Source organism: Vibrio sp. GJ43-1 (genome assembly GCF_055808835.1).
In genome coordinates this window covers 698,366-715,475 of the sequence record NZ_CM147885.1, presented here as the reverse complement: position 1 = coordinate 715,475, position 17,110 = coordinate 698,366, and the positions used below count along the sequence as shown (strand labels likewise).

The 17,110-nt window shown below is 43.7% G+C and carries 16 protein-coding genes and 1 pseudogene; 4 read left to right on the top strand and 13 right to left on the bottom strand.

The window, feature by feature from the left end:
• Positions 1–2 precede the first annotated feature (2 nt).
• Both puuR and AC0L66_RS20495 read right to left on the bottom strand, forming a co-directional pair.
• The gene (gene puuR, locus AC0L66_RS20500) at positions 3–560 is read right to left on the bottom strand and encodes an HTH-type transcriptional regulator PuuR (RefSeq protein ID WP_265674308.1); all 558 of its coding nucleotides are present in this window, start codon (positions 558–560) and stop codon (positions 3–5) included.
• A gap of 15 nt (positions 561–575) precedes the next feature.
• Positions 576–1,322: a gamma-glutamyl-gamma-aminobutyrate hydrolase family protein gene (locus AC0L66_RS20495; RefSeq protein WP_265674309.1), complete on the bottom strand. Its 747-nt coding sequence runs from the start codon at positions 1,320–1,322 to the stop codon at positions 576–578.
• Positions 1,323–1,666: 344 nt separating this feature from the next.
• Here AC0L66_RS20495 and AC0L66_RS20490 point away from each other — a divergent pair, with 344 nt between their 5' ends.
• Both AC0L66_RS20490 and AC0L66_RS20485 read left to right on the top strand, forming a co-directional pair.
• Positions 1,667–3,010 (top strand): glutamine synthetase family protein, encoded by a 1,344-nt coding sequence (locus AC0L66_RS20490; protein ID WP_265674310.1) that lies wholly within the window; start codon positions 1,667–1,669, stop codon positions 3,008–3,010.
• 18 nt (positions 3,011–3,028) lie between these two features.
• Entirely contained in the window at positions 3,029–4,504 is a 1,476-nt protein-coding gene (locus AC0L66_RS20485) for a Na+/H+ antiporter NhaC family protein (RefSeq protein WP_473570675.1), read from the top strand.
• Positions 4,505–4,669: 165 nt separating this feature from the next.
• On the opposite strand, the gene AC0L66_RS20480 is transcribed toward AC0L66_RS20485, so the two are convergent.
• Genes AC0L66_RS20480 through AC0L66_RS20470 form a run of 3 tightly spaced genes read right to left on the bottom strand, consistent with a single transcriptional unit; the run spans position 4,670 to position 6,325 of the window.
• Positions 4,670–4,906: a GNAT family N-acetyltransferase gene (locus AC0L66_RS20480; protein WP_265674312.1), complete on the bottom strand. Its 237-nt coding sequence runs from the start codon at positions 4,904–4,906 to the stop codon at positions 4,670–4,672.
• Positions 4,903–5,484 carry an HD domain-containing protein gene (locus AC0L66_RS20475; RefSeq protein WP_265674352.1) on the bottom strand — a complete coding sequence of 194 codons (582 nt, stop codon included), beginning with the start codon at positions 5,482–5,484 and terminating at the stop codon, positions 4,903–4,905. Before AC0L66_RS20475 ends, AC0L66_RS20480 begins: the two co-directional genes overlap by 4 nt.
• Before the next feature lie 43 nt (positions 5,485–5,527).
• Positions 5,528–6,325 carry a PhzF family phenazine biosynthesis protein gene (locus tag AC0L66_RS20470; protein WP_473570673.1) on the bottom strand — a complete coding sequence of 266 codons (798 nt, stop codon included), beginning with the start codon at positions 6,323–6,325 and terminating at the stop codon, positions 5,528–5,530.
• A 146-nt stretch (positions 6,326–6,471) separates the two neighbouring features.
• Between AC0L66_RS20470 and AC0L66_RS20465 the strand changes: the two genes are divergently transcribed.
• Positions 6,472–6,624: a DUF2256 domain-containing protein gene (locus AC0L66_RS20465; RefSeq protein ID WP_265674314.1), complete on the top strand. Its 153-nt coding sequence runs from the start codon at positions 6,472–6,474 to the stop codon at positions 6,622–6,624.
• Between the two features lie 34 nt (positions 6,625–6,658).
• Here AC0L66_RS20465 and AC0L66_RS20460 read toward each other — a convergent pair.
• A pseudogene (locus tag AC0L66_RS20460) lies at positions 6,659–8,247 on the bottom strand (cryptochrome/photolyase family protein).
• 9 nt (positions 8,248–8,256) lie between these two features.
• Positions 8,257–9,600 (bottom strand): DASH family cryptochrome, encoded by a 1,344-nt coding sequence (locus AC0L66_RS20455; protein ID WP_473570671.1) that lies wholly within the window; start codon positions 9,598–9,600, stop codon positions 8,257–8,259.
• A 362-nt stretch (positions 9,601–9,962) separates the two neighbouring features.
• On the opposite strand from AC0L66_RS20455, the gene AC0L66_RS20450 reads away from it, so the two are divergent.
• Complete coding sequence (locus AC0L66_RS20450; protein WP_265674317.1) at positions 9,963–10,985, top strand: GGDEF domain-containing protein; 1,023 nt, start codon at positions 9,963–9,965, stop codon at positions 10,983–10,985.
• Between the two features lie 105 nt (positions 10,986–11,090).
• On the opposite strand, the gene AC0L66_RS20445 is transcribed toward AC0L66_RS20450, so the two are convergent.
• The 6 genes from AC0L66_RS20445 to AC0L66_RS20420 are packed head-to-tail and all read right to left on the bottom strand — an operon-like array spanning position 11,091 to position 16,953.
• The gene (locus AC0L66_RS20445) at positions 11,091–11,327 is read right to left on the bottom strand and encodes an HD domain-containing phosphohydrolase (protein WP_473570669.1); all 237 of its coding nucleotides are present in this window, start codon (positions 11,325–11,327) and stop codon (positions 11,091–11,093) included.
• A complete protein-coding gene (locus tag AC0L66_RS20440; RefSeq protein ID WP_473570667.1) occupies positions 11,305–12,144 on the bottom strand; it encodes an HD domain-containing phosphohydrolase in 840 nt (279 codons plus the stop codon). The genes AC0L66_RS20445 and AC0L66_RS20440 overlap by 23 nt, the downstream gene beginning before the upstream one ends.
• Before the next feature lie 34 nt (positions 12,145–12,178).
• Positions 12,179–12,586 (bottom strand): hypothetical protein, encoded by a 408-nt coding sequence (locus AC0L66_RS20435; RefSeq protein WP_473570665.1) that lies wholly within the window; start codon positions 12,584–12,586, stop codon positions 12,179–12,181.
• A 52-nt stretch (positions 12,587–12,638) separates the two neighbouring features.
• Positions 12,639–13,991: a methyl-accepting chemotaxis protein gene (locus tag AC0L66_RS20430; protein ID WP_473570663.1), complete on the bottom strand. Its 1,353-nt coding sequence runs from the start codon at positions 13,989–13,991 to the stop codon at positions 12,639–12,641.
• A gap of 56 nt (positions 13,992–14,047) precedes the next feature.
• Entirely contained in the window at positions 14,048–16,399 is a 2,352-nt protein-coding gene (locus AC0L66_RS20425) for an HD-GYP domain-containing protein (protein ID WP_473570661.1), read from the bottom strand.
• Positions 16,324–16,953 carry a hypothetical protein gene (locus AC0L66_RS20420; RefSeq protein WP_473570659.1) on the bottom strand — a complete coding sequence of 210 codons (630 nt, stop codon included), beginning with the start codon at positions 16,951–16,953 and terminating at the stop codon, positions 16,324–16,326. The genes AC0L66_RS20425 and AC0L66_RS20420 overlap by 76 nt, the downstream gene beginning before the upstream one ends.
• Between the last annotated feature and the right edge of the window lie 157 nt (positions 16,954–17,110).

Here is a 17,110-nt window from a genome sequence, read left to right as displayed (position 1 = left end):
CGCTAGAATGCTTTAGGCGTGTGGGCACTAATCATTCTGCATGCCTTATCGGAGTGGTTAGTAAATTTGTGAGGAATCGTGGTATCAATAACGTAAGACTCACCCGCTTTAATCAGATAAGTTTCGCCATCGTATTCCAGCTCAACTTCACCGTCTAAGACGGTGCCGACTTCCTCACCTTCATGTTTAATATTGGCCGAACCTGTTGTGCTATGTGGTGCATACTCTTCAATCAGGAATCCAATTTCTTGTTTATTACTGCCATTGCTGACTAACTTCATTGAAACTAACTTGCTGCCAATTTCAATCAATTCATCACTCTTCACCAGCACTTTTACTTTTTTGTCACTCTGCTGCTCTAATGTAAAAAACTCAGAAAGTGACAATGAAAATTCGTTCACTATTTTTTGCAACGAACTCACCGATGGACTGACTTTGCCATTCTCGATAGAAGAAATCGCACTGTGCGTTATACCTGCTCTTTCTGCCAATTCTCGTTGTGACCATCCACGCTCTTTTCTTAGGTGCGCAATATTTTTACCAATTTGCTGGTTGTCCATTATTCAGTCCTTAAATCAATCTGAAGCGGACATAATAAATTCTTTAAATAAAATTTGTGAGAAATGATTGGTTTTTGCTTGCCATTCTGGGTGCCACTGCACGCCTACGAAGTATTTCTGCCCAGGTAAACTAAATGCTTCGACGAGACCATCTGGTGCTTTCGCCTCGACTCTTAGCGCGCTTGCCAGCCTTTTTACACCTTGGTTGTGCAATGTATTTACTTCAAATGAGGACGTATCTTGCCATTGTTCTTGCTGCAACCATTTTGAAATAACGCCACCAGCCTCAACCAACACAGGATGAGCAGGAGCATACTTTTCATCAAATGCTTCAACGGGGTTTTCACGGTGATCGTTGTAGCCAGACTCATGCACCGCAGGATCAAGCGAGCCTCCCAACGCGACATTCATTTCTTGGAAACCACGACAAATCCCTAAACACGGTATGTTTTTATCAATGGCGTGACGTATCAACATAATCGCTAACTCATCTCGGTCTTCATCTTTTTTTGCTTCTTCATGTGTCCCGTTATAGCGGTGAGGCGCAACATTAGAGTGACTGCCAGGAAACACCAATCCATCGCAGATACTGAGTACCTGATCAAGTTCAGAGGCTTCAATAGAAGAAGGAAGAATAAGAGGCGTTCCTCCAAAGTCTTTGATTGCCTGAAGATAAAACTCATTCAGCGCTTGTATCTGGTAACCAGCAAGTGACTTCCTGCAACTTACGAGTCCGATTATTGGTTTTCTTACTTCAGACATTGTCACATCCATGTTCGATTTATTTAACAAAAACACTACAAGCGATGTGCGAAATTATCAACACCCTCGTTCGAAATAGATGCCAAAATGTGATTGCCATCCCTATTTTGGTTAAAAAAAACACTAATTTCGTTCGAAATATTGAGCAAAAGGCGATCAACTGTTACAAATTAGTTAACAGAATACAAATGCAAAACAAACTGAATTTATCCAATATCAAATAAAATCAAATGGTTAAATTGATATTTGGTCATTAACCATATTTTAAGCATGGTTTTTGTAGTGAAGTTGTTAAATCAAGCCTCAGTATCACTGATTACACGTGGCTATCAGGAGTAGTAAAGATGGAAGCATATCTACAGGAAGTTAAAAATTTTCGCCAAAAGTGGCCTGAAATTGAGTACGTTGACCTTATATTTACCGACCTAAACGGAACCCCAAGAGGTAAACGAATTCCAGTTAATGCACTGGAGAAGCTCGCTAAAGGCGTCGCACTTCCTCTTTCAACTATCACATTGGATACAAAAGGTGCCGTGGTTGAATCGGCAGGGTTGGGCGAAGACCTTGGTGAACCCGACAATCTATGCTTTCCCGTTCTAGGAAGCCTATTACCGACGGCAAAAGAGCAAACCGGGCAAATTTTGCTCAGCATGATGGAAGATGACGGCAAAACTCCCCACCACCTTTTCATCCGCAATATTATCGAGCGTATGTTGAATCAGCTTCACAGCAACAATCAATTTCCAGTCGTGGCACTTGAACTTGAATTTTACCTTATCGACAAGGTGCGCGGTGAAAACGGTGAGTTGCAGACCGCCATTAATCCAACTAAAAACCGTCGCGAACGCGATACCGAAGTGTACGACGTCGATGGGCTTGATGATTATGCTGATTTCCTTTCAGATTTAAACAATGCCGCAGCGCAACAAGGATTGAACACCGCTGGGGCACTGTCTGAATCGGCTCCGGGGCAATTTGAAATTAACTTCAACCACTCCCAAGATGTAATGCGTGTTTGCGATGAAATCATCTTTTCAAAACGCCTGATCAAACAAATTGCTCATAAACACGGCTTTGATGCCACGTTCATGGCTAAACCATTCCTTGAAGAAGCGGGCAATGGCCAACACATGCACATCAGTCTGGTTGACGATAAAGGTAATAACCTGTTTTCTCAGCCAGACGACTCTGCCAGCCCGCTTTTTTATCAGACTCTTACCGCTATGTTGTCTCATATTTCTGACTCGATGGCACTGCTGTGTCCTAACGTCAACTCATACCGTCGCTTTGTTCCAGGAGCCTATGTTCCAACCAAAGCCGATTGGGGTGAGAACCACCGAGGCGTTGCACTGCGTATTCCAATCAGTGATGGAAAAAACCGACGTATAGAGCACCGCATTGCTGGCGCTGACGTTAACCCTTACATCCTCGCTGCCGTTGTACTCTCAGCAGTACTAGCGAGTAATAACTATAACCAAGATCAATGTCCTCCTGCTCTGAGCGATACTGCTATCGACTTGCCTACGCGCATGTCCGATGCCCTAACTCAACTCGAAAACAGTGAATTAGGTGAGTATTTTTCTAAGGACTTCATCGATCTCTATCTTGCTTGCAAACAAAGTGAACTCATCGAATTTGAGCGCATCATCACGCCGCTAGAAATCGACTGGATGTTACACTCGGCATAACAGAAGGAAATTGTTTTTATGACTACCCAAACCAAGGCGCTGGATGCGCCGTTTAAGCTCAGCAGTAAACACGTGGCGGTAAGCCTTAGTATCGTGTTCCTATTCATTACTTTTACCACCATTGGGCTGAATCACGTTCCAGGAGAAAGTTATGGATGGATGAGTTTATTACCGACAAGTTTAGTTTTGGTCTTCGCCTTAACGACACACCGCACCGTAGAAGCGCTATTTAGTGGCACTATTGCAGGTGTCTTGCTCATTAATCCTACTGAAGCTGTTGAGCAAATCGTTGGCATCTCTATGGATGTCATGATGAATGAAACCATTGCTTGGATCATTTTGGTCTGTGGCCTAATGGGCGGATTAATTGCAGTGCTAGAAAAAGGCGGCAGTATCCTTAGCTTCAGCGACATGCTAGTGAATAAAGTTAAAAGCCGTAATCAATCACTTTTGATGACCTTTTTCCTCGGTATTTTAATTTTTATTGATGACTACCTTAATGCCATTGCCATCTCATCATCGATGAAAAAAATCACCGATGGCTATCAGGTTTCTCGTGAGAAGCTTGCCTATATGGTGGACTCCACGGCTGCCCCCATCTGTATCTTAGTCCCTATCTCCACGTGGGCAATCTTCTTTAGTTCACTGCTTGAAGCCAATGGCGTCGCAGAACCAGGACAAGGTATTGCCGCCTACATCGAAGCCATTCCTTATATGGCTTACGGTTGGGTAACATTGATCATTGTATTCTTAGTCGCGATGGGAAAAATGCCTGATTTAGGCGCAATGAAAGCAGCAGAAGCCCGTGCTAAAGCGGGTCAAGTAAAACCCGATGGCGCGACCGATATCGACTTTGGTGCCGACATCAAAGCCCACTCAAATCCAACCATGGGACTGATTAATTTCCTATTACCTATGGTGGTTTTAGTGGGTGCAAGTTGGTACTTTGGGATTGACCTGCTTGCTGGGGTATTTGTTGCCATTATCTTTACTATCTGTTTTTACGGCATCCAAAAACTCGTGACGATGAATGAGCTATTTGATGCGGTTTACGATGGCATTAAAGTCATGCTATTGCCACTTGCAACCGTTATTGGCGGTTTCATGTTGAAGAATGTCAATGATTCACTTGGCCTAACTCAGTTTGTTATTGATACCGCGAGCCCTTATTTGTCTCCGCAATACTTTCCAGCTCTTATCTTCTTGATTACGGGTGGACTTGTCTTTGCATCAGCATCATCGTGGGGCACATTCGCAGTCGCGATGCCAATCATTTTGCCTCTAGCAAATCAAATTGGTGTGCCATTGCACTTGACCATTGCAGCGATGCTATCCGCTTCTGCGGCAGGTAGTCATTCTTGTTTCTTTAGTGACTCTACCGTACTGTCAGCTCAGGGCTCAGGCTGTACATCCATGCAGCACGCAACCACTCAGTTCCCATATGCTCTGATTGGTATTATCGCGACCACTCTATTCTTTATCGTTGTTGCCTAAGTTAAGAGATAGCCAACAAGGATAAAACTCAAAAGGGATGCCACTCAGCTAAGCATCCCTTTTTTTATCCCTACCCATCAACGATTGTTATTCATCAACGATTGTTATTCATCAACGATTGTTACCTGTCAACGATTGTTACCCATCGATGAATCAAGCCAATCACTAGGAGAGTGCTTTCGCCACATACCAACAATCGGCTTCTATCTCATATCCTTGTGACTTTGCCCAGTTTAGCCCTTCGGCCACCAATTGTTTCGCGACACCTTGACCACGGAAAACATCAGGAACAAAAGTATGAGTAAAATTAACGCTATTGCCATTCAATTTATAATCCAACACTCCCTCTTGTCCGTCTTTACTGTACACAAAGCGCTTTCTTTCGATTTGATGTTCAATCATGATATCTCTCGTTCTAACTGCGTTAAATAAGACTGCATAAACTTCATTCTCATCATCGCCTCACTCCGACCTGCCTCTGTCCGCATCGTTTTGGCGATTGAAAATAACTTGGTATAAAAGTGGTCGATTGTAAATTGGCTATCATCTGGCGACCTTTCTGCACAAAACGGATCATTCGCTGAGTATAATGTTCGCCCTAAGCTTGCCGAAACTTGAATGCAGCGTGTCACACCAACGGCGCCCAGAGCATCTAACCTGTCAGCATCTTGAACCACTCGTGCTTCTAAAGACGTCGGTTCAATATTAGCCGAGTAACTATGGGCCACAATCGCATGATGAATAGCACTGATATGGTGACCTGGATAGCCAATTGTCGACAAAAAATCGCTGGCTTTATTGGCGGCTATGAATGAACTTTGCTTTCTCTCAGGATGATCTTTGGGGTAAGTAAAACAGTCATGTAAAAACGCGGCTGGCAGTACAATGTCCAAATTAGCTCCCTCAGCCACCGCAAGTTGCGTCGCGGTGTTCACCACGCGCAGAACATGGTTTAAATCATGCGCAGGGTCTGTGGTCATTTCTTGCTGTATAAACTCAACTAGCTTTGGTCGCCATATTTTCTCAAACACTAATGGTTCCCCTGATTAAAGTTACGGCTTGTCCCGTTAATTCTATGCGATCTTCTTTCAACATCATGCCGACATAGCCACCGCGCTCTGACGCCTGATAGCCAATCAACGAACACTTGTTAAGTTGCTCTGCCCAATAAGGCGCAAGCGCGCAATAAGCTGAACCGGTAACAGGATCTTCATCCACACCAACCCAAGGAGCAAAGTAGCGGGCAATAAAGTCAATATCAGGGCGACTAGACTGCGCGGTCACGACCATCGCTCGTCCATCACACGCCAATAATTCATGAAAATTTGGGGTCAGTTGACGTAGCGTTTCTTCGTGTTTTAATACAACAAAATCTTTGCCCCCTTCAAACTCACCCCAATACGCTACATCGTCTTCTTTAAGACCTAATGCTTCGTATTTTTTGGGGTTTGGTCGATCGCAATTTTCTGCCCGATACAAGGGAAAGTCGAGCGAAATACGCTCCCCACTCTTTTGAGCATGTAATTCCCCAGATAACGTTTGAAAAGAGCCTTTTCCATCCACTAACAACCCGAGTTCATCCATCACGTTTACCGTAGCCAATGTTCCATGTCCGCACAGTGCAACTTCAACCTGCGGCGTAAACCAACGCAAGCGCCTATCTGCGAGAGATAGAAAAGCAGTTTCCGATATTGCCATTTCTTTGGCAATCGACAGCATTAAAGAAGCAGGCAGCGGGTCTTGAGTGATGCACACACCAGCTGGGTTTCCCTTAAAAGGCTCGCTAGTAAACGCATTAACCTGGTAGATATCTAACTGCATAACGACTCCTTAGTGACTGCTATTAGTTATAGGATAGATAATAATAGCTCGAGAGGGGAGAAATTATTTTGAATCATGATCTTACTTCATCTGCTGGCGTATCAAATTGACAACGCCAACAACAAAGTACATTCGAAGGAAAATACATGCATAAGAAATGTCACCTTCCCAGTAAGATATGCGCCTACTGCCAAAAACCTTTTGTTTGGCGCAAACGGTGGCGACTCAATTGGCAGCATGTTAAATATTGCTCACGACGCTGCGCGTCTGCCAACCCCGCTTCCATAAGTCAAAACTAGCGTCGGAACAGGTGCTCTAACCAGGCGCTACGCTTTATATGTGATAGGCACTGAAACGAATAAAATGAACTACAATACGGTCAATACGGTTAAGGTTAAACTCCGCCGTCACCAAGTGTTCATCCTGCACCTCAGGTGCCATACGATCCCATGTCCGATAGATCATCGCTGTACGTGGGTTGGTTGCCAAGCTGTCACGGTGTTTATGCATAAACCGCCAATAAAACCCGTTAAACGGGCAAGCTCGCTTTCCAGAGCGAGCTTTTACGTCGTAATGGCAGTCCGCACAATAGTCGCTCATTTTATTGATATAGTTACCACTGGAACAATAAGGCTTAGTTGCGATTAACCCGCCGTCAGCGTAGAGTGCCATCCCTCTAGTGTTTGGCATTTCAACCCATTCTATTGCATCAATGTATATCCCTAGATACCAATCATCCACCTGACTCGGGTGCAACTCGGTCAACAACGCAAAATTTCCGGTCACCATCAGACGTTGAATATGATGAGCGTATGCCCACTCTAATGACTGTGAAATGGCATGTTGCATGCAACGCATGTTGGTCTTGCCTGTCCAATAAAAATTGGGAAGCGGACGAACAGCATTGAGCGCATTCTTTTCACGGTAATGCGGCATATTCGCCCAATACATACCACGAACATACTCTCGCCAACCTAGTATTTGACGGATAAAGCCCTCTATTTGCGCTAGAGATATCGCTCCTTGTGAGCGATGGTATGTTTCCAGAGCACAGTCAATCACTTCATGAGGACTAAGCAATTTGCAATTGAGAGCAAAAGACAATCGGCTATGATAAAGACTCCACATACTGTCACTGTCTGCCGTCATTGCATCTTGAAATTGTCCCAAAAAAGGCAAACAAACCTGACAAAAATGGTTCAGTAATGAAATAGACTGTGGACGATCCACTGGCCAAATAAGTTGATCTCCTATTTCTCCGATATGTTTTAAATGATGTCTGTCTATTCGGGCAATAACGTTGCTTGTGGGGTTCGCAAACAGTAACGGAGAGGGTATTTTTTCAACGTCTTTCTTTTTAAGCTTACTTCTATTTTCCGCGTCATAATTCCATTTCCCACCCAATGGTGTACGTTCATCTTCCATTAGCACCCCAAAGCGTTTTCGCATTTTCCGATAGAAGTGCTCCATAACCACATGTTTTTCTGGATGAAAATATTCTGAAAGTTCTGAAAATGGCAGTAAAAAGTGCTCGGTGTCGACCTCAGTAACCGTGACGCCCTCGACGTCAAATTCCATTAATTGCTTCCGCAGCCTAAACTCATCGGGACGCTGATATTCAAGTTCATTCGCACCATATTGAATAAGTAACGAAGTGAGCATATCTGTCAGGTTATCGAAGCATTCGGTTCTATCGAGATCTAGATAGTCGACGTGATGACCTTCTGAGCGTAAATGCTTGGCGAAAGACATCATCGCCAAAAAAAGGCGACTTGTTTCTGAATGTGATGTGTCGTGTATTCCGACTCTTGCTTGAGCTCTGCTATCACGTAGACCACATTGTCTTCAGGTTGTGCCAACCAAGAATGTTCGTGGTTCAACTGGTCACCTAAAATAAGGCGTAACGTCGTCTTACTTTTCATGTCTCCCCCCTATACCTCTCCAATTGGCCAATCGCTAGCATCGACAACATCGGTTGCATTCTGACTGCTATCGCCTCGCCATTTCATAATAAACGCTCGCTCTGGATCATAACGCTGCGTCTGTTTGTATAGATCAAATCGGTGACTAGCTCTTGCAGCAGAACCTACCCCTGCAATGTACTGCCAGTTCCCCCAATTTGCGCCGACGTCGTAGTCAATCAGTGCTTGTTGGAAGTAACTCGCACCAAAACGCCAATCAATTCGTAGTTCATGCACCAAACAACTCGCAGCTAACTGACGACCACGGTTAGACATATAACCCGTGGTGTTAAGTTGCTTCATGCATGCATTGACGATAGGGAAAGCGGTTGTGCCATGGACCCACTGTCGAAAGAGGCTGGCGTTATAAGTGGTAAGAGGCTTTTTACCTTGAACCCCTTCAAACGCAAAAAGCTTGGTACCGTATACCTTGCTATACCAAAAGAAATACTCTCTCCAAAGTAACTCAAAAAAAATCCAGTATGTCGATTCATTTGCGGTGTAACGCGCCTCATAAGCACGCAACTGTGCCAAAATGGTTCTCGGTGATACATTGCCATTAGCCAACCATAACGAAAATTTCGTTGAACTCGCCCAATCGTCAAGCTCATTACGCGTTTGCTTGTAGGACGATGCCGCACGCGAGCCAAAGTAAGCTTGGACATGTCGAAGCCCACTGTCTTCCCCGCCATAAACCCACTCCCCGAGTTGGTTATAACAAGAGGTTGGCAACCTTTCCAATGAGCTAGACAACACACTTTGCACTGGTGGAGGTAATAAGGTCACCGTCGCGCTAGGCGCATTGACTTCTAAGGTTTCTACTTGCTTTTTAAAACGAGAAAAACTACCGGGAAAAGAATTAAATTCGAACGGTAGAAACTCTTGCTGGAATAAAGTCGCGTTGTCGTCACGAGTAATATGAATGTGGGTACAATGAATGCGAATCTGAGAGACAATGAACTCAACATACCAACTCGAAGATAATGCAACATACAAGGTAGTCACTCGATATCGAGAAATAATCGCGACTAATTCACCTATAATCTGGCTAAGATCCTTATCATGAATTAAATGGAGAACTTGACCAATCTCGACCAATGAAGCTGACAATTGTGCTCGTGATTGATGGATAAATTGAGCTTTAGCCTGGCCAGAACAAATAATAGGCGAGAACCTTGATTCAAAATGGGTTCGTATTGTATCAACATGAACACAATGAATCCTCGTCATCTCAATACTCGCTTGCAACAACAAACGGTTATCATGCAACCGCATGTCATTGTGAAACCAATAAAGTCCGATTTGCTCCGCCATAAGAACTTTCCTGTTTTTTTAACGTAGCTTTAAGTACGAGTGGTTAAGCCTAATCGTTTATTTCATAGTAAGATTTATCGATCGTTCACAATAGACCAGGGGGACTACCATCCACTCATCGCTAAATAATATCCAAGGATGGGTTATTATTTTTTCTATCCATTCATCCACTAAGTAAATACAGCGCACGGTAAATGGGAGCATGGTCACGTTAATCAATAACCAATAGAACAAAACAAAGATTTCAAAAGTGACAATGTGGTCAACTCATAAGATAATTGACCTAAAGAACACTAAATACATACTCTTAGATGGCAACGTTCATGCCATTCACTGATATAGAGTCAAGGGATGCAAAAACCATGAAAAAAAACAATTTCCAGAAATCTGCAGCTAATCTAAAAAAAGCAGTTCCTCTTATGGTTAAGCATCATGTTCCAGCCACGCCTGCTAACTATGCGCTATGGTATACGTACGTCGATCAAACCGTTCCGGAGCTCAACGAACAAGTTGACGCACTACTTAAAGACTACGATGTGCTTCCTCCTGTTAACGCGAATACGCTTTATAGGGAGCATATTGCCAATAAGGCGGAAGTGGATCTTGGCAACCTTAAGCAAAATATGGAAGCTTTAGTCAGTGAGGTTTCCAGCTCAATGACAGACGCGATAGCCGATACCTCGGACTTTTCGAAAGTGCTCACTAAGAGTTTTGATGGATTAAGTTCTAGTATCGAGGGCAACAATAACCCAACTTTGGACGAGGTCATGCCATTGATCCAAGAGTTGGTTGATGAAGCTAATGACATTCGACACTCGACCGACTTTATTCACAATCAGCTGAAAAGCGCCAGTGACGAGATTAGTCGTCTAAAAATCGAACTGGCTAAAGTACAATGTAATGCAATGTTCGATAGCTTAACCTCAATATACAATCGCGGCGCATTCGATGCGGACCTCACCATGTTCTGCGACGCCAAGCAACCAATGAGCCTCATCTTTCTCGACATCGATCATTTCAAGAAATTTAACGACGAACTAGGGCACCTATTTGGCGACACCATACTGAAAGGGATCGCACAACGCCTAAAGCAAGCCTGTCGTGGTGGTATTAGCGCTTACCGATTTGGTGGTGAAGAATTTGCCCTAATTGTCCCAAACAAATCGCTACGAGTTGCACGTCAAATGGCCGATACCATAAGGTTATCGATTGAAAAAATGGCCATCAAAGATCGTAAAAGCGGCAATAAAATGGGTAACGTCACCGCTTCATTTGGTGTCGCTGAGTTTGTTGACGGTGATACCTATGACAGCTTAGTTGGCAAAGCTGACAAACAGCTCTACGATGCCAAACGCTCGGGGCGTAATCGTGTAATGCCCTACTAAACTGCCTGTCCCCATACATACAACGTAGAAGTTTGACACAACTTGCTGTTGTGTCGCTTCAGTGGAACATTACGTTCAAGTACGATTACCATTCACTGACAAACATCACTCCACCACGAAATAGTCTGCGATGTTAACCTCGTCAATTTGACTTGGCAGCAAGAACTTCTCAGCGAAAATACGATAAACCCCTGACTCTAAGAACAATCGAAACAGATCCCCATCCAAATGATGGTCTTTCACCATAAACGACATGATACGTAATGACTCAGACAGCGTTTTAGGCGATTTATACGGTCTATCTGCACTCGTTAGTGCCTCAAAAACGTCCGCGAGTGCCATCACCCTCGCCGTCATCAAGCATATCTTCCCCTTTTAGACCCAACGGATAGCCAGTCCCATCCATTTTTTCATGGTGCCCACCTGCAATGCGCGGTACATCGGTCATATTTCTCGGGAAAGGTAGACTCTCTAACATACGGATCGTTTCGACAATATGATTATTAATGATGTAGCGCTCTTCTTCATTTAATGTCCCCCGTCGAATTGATAAGTTATAAATTTCGCCCAGGTTATTTTGATATTGAGTGCGCTTTAACTTAAAACGTTCATCATTCTTGTGTGAAGCTCGCCACGGCACTTTTTGTGACTCTGCGTCAGTTAATACCGAATTTTTTATCCCTGCAGTAAATGGATGATCGTCATATCGTGCACGCTCCTCCCATGATAGTCCTAAACGCGGATCTAACGTTTGTTCCCACTGTCGTTGGGCGACAAGGTGAATTCGCGCAATCGCGTTATCATCAAGAAATTCACCTCCGATATTGGTTTCGGCAACAAACGCAAAGTCATCATCAAGCTGCTGCCACTGTTTTTCTAACTGTTGCATAGATTCAGCGGCTAATGGCTTGTCTAAAGCTTGACTCAATGCGTCAATATGAGCATCTCGCTTTAATACTTCAAAACGTGTGCGGATTTCATGAATTCGATTATAAATGGTTTCTAGTTTCGTCGATTTATCGACGACATATTCCGGTGTTGTGACTTTTCCACAATCATGTAACCAAGCCGCTAAATGCAATTCCTGCCACTGTTCATTATTCAGTGTAAACTGTGCAAATTCACCTGTATCTGTATCCACGGCGGCTTTCGTCAGCATTTCCGTTAGAACAGGAACACGTTGGCAATGATTGCTAGGTGTAAGGCGACTTGGTATCAATCGCCCCAGCCATGACCTCAATAAAAGATTGCATCAGCGCCTTCTGATCGGCCAAAATTTGTCTCGTTTCAATGGCCACAGAGGTGTATTCCGTTAGGGATTCAATATAGGGCAATTTGCGCTCAAGCAACGCATTAACCTGATCGGATGCTAGGGCTAAGCCAAATCCTCCTAAAAGTGAACCACGCCTATCAAACAATGGTATGCACAAGAAAGATTCACCGGGCTGGATATCTTGAATAAACTCAGCCGCGTCCTGATAGCCGTATACCAGTGTTGTGTCCTCGACCAAAAATTTTTCTCTAAATTCCTGTAGATTCGACTCATTCAAATTAATGCTTTTTAGCGCATCCACCGACAATGCTTCACCACTAGAAGACATGGCGCAATGAGGCGTTAACGTCTCCTCTGAGTCAGATAAGTAAATGTATGCCTTACTTGCACTGAGTCGACGCTAACGCTTCAACATGCAGCAACTCTAGCAATTTATCGAGGTCGTACTCTTTGGCAATATTTCGCGTCAAAGTCAGAAAGTTAGAGATCGTCACTTGCATCGCACAAAGCGATTGGGAAAGGTCATGAATCTCTTTAATATGCGATGATGATTCATTGACCGCTTTAAAATCAAATTGCTCGATCCGCTGCGCACGCTCCGTCGCCCTTTTTATCGGTTTCGATATTCTTTGCGCAATCACATACACAAACGGCAGTGCCACCGCCAGTAGAATCAACGACGCGTAAATCGATGTTTTTGCTATAGCTTGCGATTTACCCAATAGCTCACTCGACTTGACGACCATCAACAAATACAGATCATGTCCTGACGCCTGAGGTGATGGTTCTATACGACCAATCCACCGCTCCCCTAGCGCTTCAAATTCTATTGAACGTTTTAACGCCAAACTGATTTTACTGACCGCTTCTTTTACTATGGGATTGGCAATATCATCAATATGTAAATTCGCGCTTCTTCTAACCTCTTCTTGGACTTGAACGAGAGCTGGATTACTGTAGGCGTACAGCCGATTATTGCCATCAAATAACACTCTAAACGAAGACTCTCGGGTTACGGATTCGGCTAATACATAAGAAACTTGCTCTAGCGTCAAATCCGCTGCAATAACTGCACCGTTTGACGCCCTTTTGGAAATTGTTGTGCCTATTTTATCAACTAAAGAGAGGTAATATGGGTTTGATAAGGACAATTGGTCAACCGCCGCCTCTTGATACCACGCCTGGTTTCTCGGGGCAATGTGTAACTTTTCTCTCTCCTCTGTCACCGTTAAGTGGTGCACATGATTAAACTCATAGCTCACCAAACGTTCATCATGACTAGAATAATTAAAAACAATGTACTCAGTATGGGGGCGAACCTTTAACGCTGCACGCATCTTCTGGCCGTAAAGTTGGTAAGCCATCAAAAAATCCCCATCAGGGAAGACAATGGAATAAGACAGAACATAAGGGCTAGACGACAACATACTAATGATTTCAGGCATGACTTTCACACGATCGTCAGCATCAAGGTATCTAGCGAGTTCGCCTTGAGATAACGCTTCTACGGTAGCAAAGGCAGGTTGATAATGAATCGTCAGATTCGCTTGGGTTTCTTTCGCTATACGGTCAAAAAGATGCTCATTTGCATCAAGCAGCACTTGATGCAAACCATTTTGAGTCAACCAAATTTGAACCCCACATACCGATAAGACCACAACTAAAAACAAACTTGAGATATGAATATGTAAAGGATATCGGAACCAACTGCGATTGTTTCGCTTTGCCGTCATTCAACTTCCCTATTTCTTATTATGCTAATAGCAAGAATAGGTTAGCTTTGCTCATTTCACATGGTGTTAGTAATTAAATAAGGCTGAATATCATCAACATCCATTTGCTGAGGCGAAATATGCTGATGCGCATAATCGAGGTAAACGTTCGAAGTGAGAAATAATTCAAAGAGTTGCGTATCTAGGTGTCCGCCCTTTGCCATATGCTTCATAATGGCTAAGGTTTCTGACAGTGTTTTAGGCTGCTTATAAGGTCTGTCCTGACTCGTCAGCGCCTCAAACACATCTGCAATCGCCATTGCCCTAGCTGCGACTGGCAATTGTTCGGCTACTGTCCCAAGCGGGTATCCTTTTCCATCCATTCTCTCATGATGGCTACCCGCCAACAAAGGGACATTCTTTAAATGTTTAGGAAAAGGCAATCGTTCTAACATCCGTACTGTCGCGATCATATGGCTGTTGATCGTATAACGCTCTTCCTTATTCAGCGTGCCTTTCTGGGTGGACAGGTTATACAACTCGCCCAAATTATTCTGATATTTCCCAGCTTTAAGTACAAAGCGCTCCTCGCTTTCAGGTGCTTTCCCCCACGCTATCAAATGCTGGGCACCATCACTCAAAATGCACTCAGCTTTTTCGCCAGTAAACACTGTCGTCCCGTAGCGCGCTCGCTCTTCCCATGACAACCCTAGATAAGGATTAATCGTTGCCATCCAAGATTGCTTGGCAATGGTCGCCAATTTATCTCGCGTACCTACATCCAAATACCCTTCACCGACATTCACTTTTGCCACCAACGCGAAATCCTCATCTATTTGTTGTTTCCTTCGCTTAAGTTCCGCCCTTTCCTCGGTGCTTAAGGCGAACTCTGGCTTAGAGTGGTACACACTGAGTTCTGCATCACGTTTGAGTATTTCAAACCGCATTCGAATCTCATGAATACGGTTGTAAATGGTTTCCAACTTACTCGATTTATCAATCACGTGTTCTGGTGTCGTCACTTTACCGCAGTCATGCAACCATGCTGCGATATGAAGCTCTTCCCACTGAGCTTTCGTCATTGTGAATGCGGTAAATGGACCTGTCGTTTGCTTTTCTGCGGCTTTGGTTAACATCTCAGTTAAAATCGGCACTCGCTGGCAGTGATTCCCAGTATAAGGTGACTTCGTATCAATGGCTTCTGCCATCACTTGAATGAAGGAATCCAACAATTCACGCTGCTTAGCGAGCATTGTCTGAGTTTCAATGGTGACCGATGCATAAGCGGCAAGCGTTTGAATATATTCAAGGTTATCCTCAAGCACTAGGTGCTCATTAGCACTATCAAACCCTAAACCCAGCCCACCGATCACGTTTTTATGCCTATCTATTAAGGGGATAAATAAGACATTGTCGGTGTCTTTTTCACGCGTGATATAAGGTAAAACATCCTCTGATGGGACGTAAACCAGCTGTTTCATCTGGAAAAATTGGTATGACTCTTCGACTAGACGCGGATCATTTAATGGCAAAGCGCTTGCTTGCGACACATCCACTTCCCCTTGCGTTTTCACGTTTATGTATCTTGGTTCAAGTAAAGTTTCATCGTCGCTGATCAAATATATATAAGTACTATTCGCCAGTGTCGCTTCCGCGGTTTCTTTGCATACTAGCGCTAGCATTCGCTCTAGATCGTCTTCTTTTGCCATTGCATTGGTCAACGACAAGAATCGTTGTATCGTTAATTGCATCGCACTGAGCGACTCTGACATTACCTTAATTTCAGAAACTTGGGTTTGTTCCTGCGTTGTCTCATTAAACTTAAAATGCTGTATCGATTTGGCTTTGTCTGACGCCTGACGTATTGGTTTCGCTAACCACTGTGACATATAATAAATGCAAGGTAACACCAATAATAACGCAAAAAATGAACCTGCAATGGAGCGCTGAGCCACCGCGTTTGCGTCCTTAAGTAATTGATCCGATTTTACCGCCATCGCCAAGTTAAATAATTGGTCACGGGTTCCTTTTAGGCGATCGATTTTTACTACCCATTTCTCACCTTTATAAGTGATCTCTTTGGCTTGTTCACCAAATTCGACCACATTAGCAGTACTTGCGATTAATGGGTGGGCAATGTCGGTCAGTTTTAGTGGTATCGCTTGTCGTAACGCGTCTCTCACTTGAAATAGTTCAGGTTGGCTATACGCATAAACATTATAATTATTGTCATATAGAACTCTTAACGCATCGCGACTTTCATCCGAATCTTGTAGTACCGTAGAAACTTGGTCGAGCAAAATATCCACCCCAAAGACAGCGCCATTCGTGGCTTTCCTGTGTAAAGTTATGCTTAGGTTCGGCCTAAGATCGGCATAAAATAGGGTTTCGATACTTGAGACGTCGTCAGTACCGATGTGCGAAACCAATCCCCTTTTCTTGGATCGAGCTTTAGATCGTTAATAATCTTCGTTTCGAGCAGTACTAATTGGCTATTGTAACTTTTAACCACCAATTCTTGAGTCACAACACTGTAGTTGAAGGCGGCGAACTCAGTATTCGTATTCACCTGCATTTTCTCTCGGATAGCATCATTTTTTACCCGAGCTACCGCCAACCATTCCCCATCAGGAAATCCGGCTTTCATTGAAAAAATATGACGATGCGCTCGGAGTAGAGAAACCAATTCAGGTACAAACGCAAAGCGTTTATTGGGGTCAAGCTCTCGGATCAATTCGCCAGCGGAATAGGCATCAACAATGCTAAAAGCCAGCCCAAAGTGATAAGACATATTACTGCGAGTCTCGCTAGCAATACGCTCAAATAAATTTTCGTTCGCATTCAATAGCACTTTATTTAGGCTAGATTGTGTAATCCAAATCTGAACGCCACAAACCAACACCACCAAAATAACGAACATGGCCGTCATGTGTACATGAAGGGGTAAGGCGCATTTTTTCTGATTTTTATGAGCGTTCGGCATGATGGATAACATATTGAATTAACACAAGCTAAGACTAGTTGAGAACGGAGTGTAGGAGAAGAGAACAATTGATATTTGACATAAAAAACACAGCAAACCTTCCACCATTACTATTAATGTTTTATTGATAAAAAAAAGCCCCCTAAATCAGGGAGGC

Bases quoted from the DNA above. Each gene is read 5' to 3' on its own strand.
- AC0L66_RS20445 (WP_473570669.1), bottom strand. From the start codon at position 11,327: ATGGCACTCGCGGACGTTTTTGAGGCACTAACGAGTGCAGATAGACCG.
- AC0L66_RS20490 (WP_265674310.1), top strand. From the start codon at position 1,667: ATGGAAGCATATCTACAGGAAGTTAAAAATTTTCGCCAAAAGTGGCCT.
- AC0L66_RS20420 (WP_473570659.1), bottom strand. From the start codon at position 16,953: ATGCCGAACGCTCATAAAAATCAGAAAAAATGCGCCTTACCCCTTCAT.
- AC0L66_RS20475 (WP_265674352.1), bottom strand. From the start codon at position 5,484: ATGACCACAGACCCTGCGCATGATTTAAACCATGTTCTGCGCGTGGTG.
- AC0L66_RS20440 (WP_473570667.1), bottom strand. From the start codon at position 12,144: ATGCTGACGAAAGCCGCCGTGGATACAGATACAGGTGAATTTGCACAG.
- puuR (WP_265674308.1), bottom strand. From the start codon at position 560: ATGGACAACCAGCAAATTGGTAAAAATATTGCGCACCTAAGAAAAGAG.
- AC0L66_RS20480 (WP_265674312.1), bottom strand. From the start codon at position 4,906: ATGATTGAACATCAAATCGAAAGAAAGCGCTTTGTGTACAGTAAAGAC.
- AC0L66_RS20435 (WP_473570665.1), bottom strand. From the start codon at position 12,586: ATGTCTTCTAGTGGTGAAGCATTGTCGGTGGATGCGCTAAAAAGCATT.
- AC0L66_RS20455 (WP_473570671.1), bottom strand. From the start codon at position 9,600: ATGGCGGAGCAAATCGGACTTTATTGGTTTCACAATGACATGCGGTTG.
- AC0L66_RS20430 (WP_473570663.1), bottom strand. From the start codon at position 13,991: ATGACGGCAAAGCGAAACAATCGCAGTTGGTTCCGATATCCTTTACAT.
- AC0L66_RS20495 (WP_265674309.1), bottom strand. From the start codon at position 1,322: ATGTCTGAAGTAAGAAAACCAATAATCGGACTCGTAAGTTGCAGGAAG.
- AC0L66_RS20485 (WP_473570675.1), top strand. From the start codon at position 3,029: ATGACTACCCAAACCAAGGCGCTGGATGCGCCGTTTAAGCTCAGCAGT.
- AC0L66_RS20470 (WP_473570673.1), bottom strand. From the start codon at position 6,325: ATGCAGTTAGATATCTACCAGGTTAATGCGTTTACTAGCGAGCCTTTT.
- AC0L66_RS20465 (WP_265674314.1), top strand. From the start codon at position 6,472: ATGCATAAGAAATGTCACCTTCCCAGTAAGATATGCGCCTACTGCCAA.
- AC0L66_RS20450 (WP_265674317.1), top strand. From the start codon at position 9,963: ATGAAAAAAAACAATTTCCAGAAATCTGCAGCTAATCTAAAAAAAGCA.